This is a genomic window from Novosphingobium sp. 17-62-19, assembly GCF_002256775.1.
Taxonomy (GTDB): domain Bacteria; phylum Pseudomonadota; class Alphaproteobacteria; order Sphingomonadales; family Sphingomonadaceae; genus Novosphingobium.
In genome coordinates this window covers 1-7,020 of the sequence record NZ_NCII01000124.1, presented here as the reverse complement: position 1 = coordinate 7,020, position 7,020 = coordinate 1, and the positions used below count along the sequence as shown (strand labels likewise).

Genomic DNA, 7,020 nt, shown 5'->3' with positions numbered 1-7,020 from the left:
CCATAATCCCATCGTCAGCCTGCCCGCCGTGGCAGCCTGACCTGATCCCGATCCTACCTTGGATCGACGGCTCTTACACCACCCAGTGGGACACGACCCGACCGATAATGCAGCATCGCTCCAAATCGGAGACGATTTTCGGCGATCTCGGCCTGTACTCGGCCTACCACGGTCAGGAGCCGGAGGACCGTGCCAAGCCATCGACCATACACATCAACAGTTAAGGTATCATGCAGGTATCAGTGCTTGTTATCCTATTTCGTGGACGGGAACGCATCACGATTCACGACGACGGTATCAAGGCCTGGTCTGAGCTTGTTCAGTTTGTCGACGCTTCCTGGAGTGACAGTCATTCTACGGCGCCAATCTGCCCGCCCACCGCAGAGGAAGAGCGCGTACAACTATTCTTTTCCGAAACGGGCGCCTCCTACATTCTTGGGGAAGCCGATATTTCAGCGCTTGCAGCGCGCGTTCTGCCCATGAAAGACTAAGAGGTGCTGGCTCACTTGCACGGTCGATGACGGGCGAGGCGGGTGGCCCTGAAACCTGTCTTTATTAGGATGTTCGATGTTCGCGTGCCTTATCATTGGCGACAGCATCGGTGTCGGAATGTCACGGGCGATCGGTGACCGATATGCCGGGCAATGTGATAAGCTGGTCGAGGAGCGGGCGACGGTCAGCCAGATATTGTCCTGGCGAACCCCGAACAAGTTCTACGGGACCACGCTGCTCGCTGTCGGGTCGAATGATGAGCCGAGCCGGCTGCTGGCACTCAAACTTACCAGACTTCGCCAAAATATTCCCACCCAGCGAGCGATCTGGATCCTGCCATATTCACGGACGCGCGCCTATCTCATAAACTCGATCGCGGTGACGTTTGGCGATGAAACCCTGGATCTTGCGCGCTTTCAATCAAAAGACCGCATCCACCCTGTCGATTATCGCGAGGTTTCGGCGGTCCTTCTCCCCGAGCATTGAGTGACGAGCGGCGAGCATTCCGCAGGCGCGGCAATCGACTCCGATCCACGATGGAATCATCGGAGCTCTAGGTCTTGCGTAAGCGCCAAAACCTCCCCACATTTTCGTAGCTGCTGATCTGTCTATGCTCTGCCCCTCATCCGAGGGGTATCGTAGTGGCTGATGATGTAAGAACATTCGAAACAGGTTTCGAAAGGCAGGAGGGCCAGCGGCCCTCGCGTATGGATGTCATTCCAGCGGGACCGGCGCGTCGTCGCTGGTCGGCCGAGGCCAAGGCGCGGATCATCGCGTCGAGTTTTGAGCCCGGCGCCAACATCGCAGAAATCGCACGGACGCATGGGTTACTGCCGCAGCAGCTTTATGCGTGGCGGCATGACAGCATTCCGGGCAAGCGCCTGGCCAGCAAGAAGCTGGGTTTCGTTCCGGCGGTGGTTGAAGATGCGGACGGCTCCGGCTCGGCTGATGGTGGAGGCGATGAGATCGTGATCCGCACGGCAAGGCTGGCGATCCATGTGCCGCCAGGGGTGAGCGAGGAACATATCGCCCGTGTGCTTGCCGCAGTGAGCCGGTCGGGATGATCATCCCGCCAGGGCCGCTTAAGGTGATGGTGGCGACAAAACCGGTCGACTTCAGGAAAGGGGCCGTCAGCCTGGCGGCGCTGGTCGAGCATGAACTCGGACTTAAACCCTTCTCGGGGGTAGTCTTCATCTTCCGCTCCAAGCGGGCGAACAGGATCAAGCTCCTGGTCTGGGATGGCAGCGGCCTGGTGCTCGTGAGCAAGGTTTTGCAGACTGGGGGCTTCCATTGGCCACGGGCACAGGATGGCGTGATGCGGCTGTCGGCATCACAGGCGTCAGCCTTGTTCGAAGGGCTGCAGTGGTCGAAAATGCACACGCCGCGCGCTCAGGCTCCGGTGACGACGCGATAGGTCGCAAGCCTGATTCCCCTGATCGAAATGCCATTGCGGACTGCCCGGAAACTGCCAGAAATAGGGCATGTCCGCCACGGCAGCCGACCTTCCTGACGATGTCGCCATTCTCAAGGCGATGGTCCTGGCCGGCCTCGAGCGTGAAGCTCGGATGCAGCATATCATCGACCAGATCACCCGGACGACATTCGGAAAACGGTCGGAGAAGCTGAACGAGGATCAGTTGGCGTTGGGCCTCGACGACCTCGATGTTGCCCGCGCTGAACTGGAAGCCTTGGCCGAGCAGGCTGCGGCCGCAGCGGGCCAAAAGAAGGAGCGGGCGCGAAGGGAGCCTGGGACAGCACGGGCGTCGCTGCCAGCGCATCTGACCCGCGTTGAGGAAGTGATCCTCCCTGACGAGACGGAATGCCCCTGCTGCGGAGGCGCGCTGCACTGCATCGACAGCGACATATCAAGCCGGCTCGATGTCATCCCTGTCCAGTATCGCGTTATCGTGACGTCCCGACCGAAAATGGCGTGCCGGGCATGCAGCGATGGCGTGTTCCAGGCGCCTGCGCCCAAGCATGTGGTGCCAGGCGGCCTGCCCACCGAGGCGCTGATCGCCGATGTTCTCGTCAAGAAATATGCCGATCACACTCCCTTCTACCGGCAGGCACAGGCAATGCGGCGCCAGGGTATCGAGATCGACAGGGGAACAATGTGCAACTGGGCAGGCAGAGCCGCCGCCTGGCTCTGCCGCCTGACCAGCCGGATGAAGGCCGACCTCCTATCGGGCGCGAGGCTGTTCGTTGACGAGACCACGGCCAAGGTCCTGGCTCCCGGTACCGGCAAGGTGAAGACGGGATATCTCTGGGCGATCGCTCGTGATGATGGCGCGCATGGCGGCACCGATCCACCGGCTGTCGCCTACACCTACATGCCAGGTCGCGGGAAAGTCTGGGCGGAAAAGCTGCTCGGGGACTTCGCCGGCATCGTCCAGTGCGACGGCTATGGCGCGTACAAGCATATCGAGGCGCCGGACCGAAGGGCCGGTCCCGGAACGCTCGCCTTCTGCTGGGCACATGTCAGGAGGGGCTACTTCGACGATGCCAAGGGCGGCAACGCACCGGTCGCCGATGAGGCCCTGCGGCGGATCGCCGGGCTCTACAAGATCGAGGCTCGTATCCGAGGCTCCAGCCCCGAACACAGACTGGCGGTGCGCCAGGCTGAAGCCGCTCCGATCATCACGGACATGCTGCCATGGCTCAAGGAAATGCTGCCCAAACTACCCCGCGGCTCCCATACAGCCGAGGCCATCGGTTACACCCTCAACCACTGGAAGGGCCTCGTCCGCTTCCTTGAGGATGGACGGATCGAGCTGGATAACAATACCGTCGAGCGCTCAATCAGGCCAATTACCCTCCAGCGGAAAAATGCCCTGTTCACAGGCCATGACCTGGGGGCTGAAAACTGGGCGACCTTTGCCAGCCTGATAGAAACCTGCAAACTGGGCGGCATCAACCCTCAGGCCTACCTCACCGATGTCCTCGCCCGCATCGTCCTGCGCGGCGATGCAGATCCCATCGATGATCTGCTCCCATGCAACTGGGTAGATAGTCGCGCTGCCACCAGCCCCGTCATCGATCAGGCCGCCTGAGCGCTCCCCCGTGGGGGTGTTTTAGCGCTTACGGTCTTGCCGAATACACCGAGCTGTATCCTCCATTGCTCCAGATGTTGCAGCGCCGGTCGCAACCCATGTGCCAACGGCCCCAGTCCGTAAAGTTGATAGGAATCCGGTGGCGGCGAAGTCGTCCTCGAGACCAGACATGCCGCTTCCAGTTCCCTCAGGCGGACCGTAAGCACATTGGCGCTGATCCTCGGTATCTCTCGGCGAAGGCACGTGAAGCGGAGATCGTCTTTGCTCAGCGCTACCAGGATGTGCAACACCCAACGTGCGCTCAGGGTTTGAAATATCGCGTCGGCTGCAGCGGGGTCTATTGATTGATGAACTTGGCTCTGTGACTCGATACCCATCCAATTACTCTCTTAACATCAAGGAGGCGGCGGGGCTGCGCCAGATCTTCCGCGGCACCCGATCCTGGTGCGGCAGAGGGGCTGGTTATCCGCTACGGAAAAAGTGCTGAGACGAGAGTGCGAGCCGCGAGAGCGTTAGTTCCAAGCGGAGGTTAAGGGCGCCTCGGCATGTGTTCATCCGGCTGACGGCAGACTGTTTCGGGGCGCGGGTGCACCTTTCGACGGCCGGCGCAATCCGAGTTTTGATGAACAACGTCGCATCGAAAGGCATAACAGATTTCCCTCCGTGCGATCCGCCGAAACGAGCGTGGGCCGCATCTCAAATCAACGTGCCGAGATGCGATGGCGATCGGCGTAAGCTCCATCGCTCGAATGTAATACGCACCCCGACGCCCAACCCCTCAGCCTCGGCGCGGCCAATCGTGCTTTTTGGCTAAAGCCTGTTCCGCCCCCGATCGAGCCGCGCCTTGCCTCTCCAAGGGCGTGGATGAACGGACAGGACGCGCGGGCCGAGGCGTTAGCCGGGGAACGAAGGCTGGCACTCGTGCCATATAGTCGCGATACTCATTCCCGAATTCTGCGAGCGCCGCCTTCTCTTCATGCCGGGCTAGCCGGATGTACATCACGACCAGCACGGGGAACATGGCGAGCGTCAGTAACGTCGGCCATTGCAGCAGGAAACCGAGCATCACGAGGATGAACCCGATATATTGCGGATGGCGGACCCTGGCATAGATTCCCGTCGTCGCGAGCTTGTGAACGCGCTGGGCTGCGTGAAGCGGCGCCCATCCGGCCGAGATCAGCCAGAAGCCCGTGCCGATCAGCACGAAGCTGGCAAGATGGAACGGGCCAAAATGCGGGTTGACCCTCCAGCCGAACATCATCTCCAGGAGGTGGCCGGCATCGTGGCTCCACCAGTCGACGCCGGGGAAATGCGACTGGAGCCACCCCGACAGCAGGAAGATGGTGAGCGGGAAGCCATACATTTCGGCGAAGAGCGCGACGATGAACGCACTGAACGCGCCGAAGCTGCGCCAGTCGCGCCGCGTTGCCGGCTTGAAGAAGCTGAACGCAAAGAGGATGAAAACGGCGGCATTGACCAGCGCGAGCCCCCACAGACCATAGCCATAGTCGGCGTGCGTCATCGCGGCTCTCCTTCGATGCGGCCGTTGGGATTGGCCGGCAAGCCGGCGGGTGCCTGACCGGGCTCATGGCTATGCTGATGCCCACCGCGGCCGTGGTGCATGAACAGGTGCATGAGCGGGCAGGCGAGCAGGATGAGATAGGGCAGCACACCCAGGAAGTGCGCGGTGTGCTCGGTGAGGAGAAAGAAGCTGGCGACGAGCAGGAAGCCGATCAGCACGATCTTGCCGCGCTTGCGCATGCGATGGTCATGTTCGCCCATATGCCGGCCTCTTCTGGTCAACGTCCAGCCAGCATAGGCTCGAGTCCAAGGAGCAAGGTATAAGTAGAGACCGAAGTCCGCCGGGCATCGCGCAAGCATGGGTAAGGTGATCGATCGGATCGGCCACCGGCGTTCGCGCGACGCAGCTGTCGGGGAGCAGCAGTCGTGCTGCGGCTTTTGCGTATAGGCGTGCGGCGTCCGCGAACCAATGCTGCGCTCACGAACATAATCGTGAGAGGCAGGCCCGCGTCCATGCACAAGAGAAGGAAACGGCACCATTCCCGCAACCAGTCCGGCGTGACCGTCCTTGAGCGCGAAGCAAGGATCGATCTGGCCAAGCGCCCGGCCGATGGTCTCGGCGTCGCCTTTCTCGGCGGATCGGGAACGGTCACAGGGTCGCGTTATCTGGTGGACGATGGTGAAACTCAGATCGTTGTCGATTCCGGCCTGTTTCAGGGACCCAGGGATCTGCGCCGCCTTAATTGGGCGCCAATTCCACCCGAAGTCGCGGATGTCGGCCAGGTCCTGCTGACCCACGCTCATCTCGATCACGCGGGTGCGCTGCCGCGCATGGCGCGCCTGGGCTGGGACGGTACCGTCCTTGCAACGCGGGCGACCGCGGCCCTGTGCGAGCTCCTTCTTCCCGACAGCGGCCATCTGCAGGAAAAGGATGCGGAGTTCGCCAACCGGCACGGCTTCTCAAGGCACCAGCCGGCGCTGCCGCTCTACACCCAGGCCGACGCGCGTCTGGCATTGCAGCTCTTCCGCCCGATCGAGTTCGGAGCGTGGCATGCAGTCACGGACGGCATCAGGGTGCGCTATCATCGCGCCGGCCACATCCTCGGCGCGGCGTCGATCGAGATCGACTGGAAGGGGCGGACAATCCTCTTCTCAGGCGATATCGGCCGTTACGGCGATGCGGTGATGAAGGATCCCGAGCCGCCCGCGCGCGCCGACTATGTCCTGGTGGAATCGACCTATGGCGATCGGCGCCACGAGCAGGTCGATCCGACAAAGACGCTTGGAGATCATGTCGAGCGATGCGTCGAGAGAGGCGGGACGGTGGTGATCCCGGCCTTCGCCGTGGGACGGGTTCAGTCGCTTCTCTATCATTTCTCGCGTCTGCGCGCGCAGGGACGCCTCCGCGACATCCCGATCTTCCTCGACAGCCCGATGGCGATCAACGCGAGCGGGCTGATGTGCGATTTCATGGACGAGCATCGCCTGGCCCGCACCGAGTGCGAAGCGGCGTGCAGCGTCGCGCACTATGTGCGGGAAGTGGAGGAATCCAAGGAACTCACCGCCAACCCCGCCCCCAAGGTCATCATCTCGGCCAGTGGAATGGCAACGGGCGGCCGCGTGCTCCACCATCTCAAGCGCTTCGCGCCGGATGGGAAGAACCTCATCCTCTTCTCGGGCTTCCAGGCGGCGGGCACCCGCGGCGCCGCCATGATCGGCGGCGCCCGGACGATCAAGATCCACGGCGAGTATATCCCGGTCGAAGCCGAGGTCGCCAACCTGACGATGCTCTCGGCGCATGCCGACAGCGACGAACTCATGCGCTGGCTCGGGTCGCTGCACGAGGCCCCGCGCCACCTCTATGTCACCCATGGCGAGCCGACCGGCGCCCAGGTCCTGGCGAAGCGTGTCTCGGAGGAACTGGGCTGGGCATGCAGCGTACCGGCGCTGGGTAGCT

9 protein-coding genes are annotated in these 7,020 nt (G+C 62.2%); 6 read left to right on the top strand and 3 right to left on the bottom strand.

Annotation, left to right across the window (positions count from 1 at the left end):
- From B7X90_RS17375 to B7X90_RS17355, 5 genes are all read left to right on the top strand, one after another.
- Positions 1 to 224, top strand: a 224-nt coding sequence (locus B7X90_RS17375) for a hypothetical protein (protein WP_292626638.1), incomplete at its 5' end; no start/stop codon positions are given.
- 343 nt (positions 225 to 567) lie between these two features.
- Positions 568 to 978 carry a hypothetical protein gene (locus B7X90_RS17370; RefSeq protein WP_237364605.1) on the top strand — a complete coding sequence of 137 codons (411 nt, stop codon included), beginning with the start codon at positions 568 to 570 and terminating at the stop codon, positions 976 to 978.
- Between the two features lie 155 nt (positions 979 to 1,133).
- On the top strand, positions 1,134 to 1,556 hold the full coding sequence (locus B7X90_RS17365; RefSeq protein WP_152536469.1) for a transposase: 423 nt from the start codon (positions 1,134 to 1,136) through the stop codon (positions 1,554 to 1,556).
- A complete protein-coding gene (tnpB, locus tag B7X90_RS17360) occupies positions 1,553 to 1,906 on the top strand; it encodes an IS66 family insertion sequence element accessory protein TnpB (RefSeq protein ID WP_048578803.1) in 354 nt (117 codons plus the stop codon). The genes B7X90_RS17365 and tnpB overlap by 4 nt, the downstream gene beginning before the upstream one ends.
- Positions 1,907 to 1,973: 67 nt before the next feature.
- Complete coding sequence (locus B7X90_RS17355; protein ID WP_292626630.1) at positions 1,974 to 3,542, top strand: IS66 family transposase; 1,569 nt, start codon at positions 1,974 to 1,976, stop codon at positions 3,540 to 3,542.
- Here B7X90_RS17355 and B7X90_RS18405 read toward each other — a convergent pair.
- The 3 genes from B7X90_RS18405 to B7X90_RS17345 form a co-directional block, all read right to left on the bottom strand.
- On the bottom strand, positions 3,530 to 3,919 hold the full coding sequence (locus B7X90_RS18405; RefSeq protein WP_366409853.1) for a helix-turn-helix domain-containing protein: 390 nt from the start codon (positions 3,917 to 3,919) through the stop codon (positions 3,530 to 3,532). The two genes, B7X90_RS17355 and B7X90_RS18405, sit on opposite strands and share 13 nt — an antisense overlap.
- A 401-nt stretch (positions 3,920 to 4,320) precedes the next feature.
- A complete protein-coding gene (locus B7X90_RS17350; RefSeq protein WP_237364606.1) occupies positions 4,321 to 5,064 on the bottom strand; it encodes an isoprenylcysteine carboxylmethyltransferase family protein in 744 nt (247 codons plus the stop codon).
- Complete coding sequence (locus B7X90_RS17345) at positions 5,061 to 5,303, bottom strand: DUF2933 domain-containing protein (protein ID WP_366409857.1); 243 nt, start codon at positions 5,301 to 5,303, stop codon at positions 5,061 to 5,063. Before B7X90_RS17345 ends, B7X90_RS17350 begins: the two co-directional genes overlap by 4 nt.
- A gap of 273 nt (positions 5,304 to 5,576) precedes the next feature.
- Between B7X90_RS17345 and B7X90_RS17340 the strand changes: the two genes are divergently transcribed.
- The coding region (locus tag B7X90_RS17340; RefSeq protein ID WP_292626622.1) for an MBL fold metallo-hydrolase at positions 5,577 to 7,020 on the top strand (1,444 nt) is incomplete at its 3' end.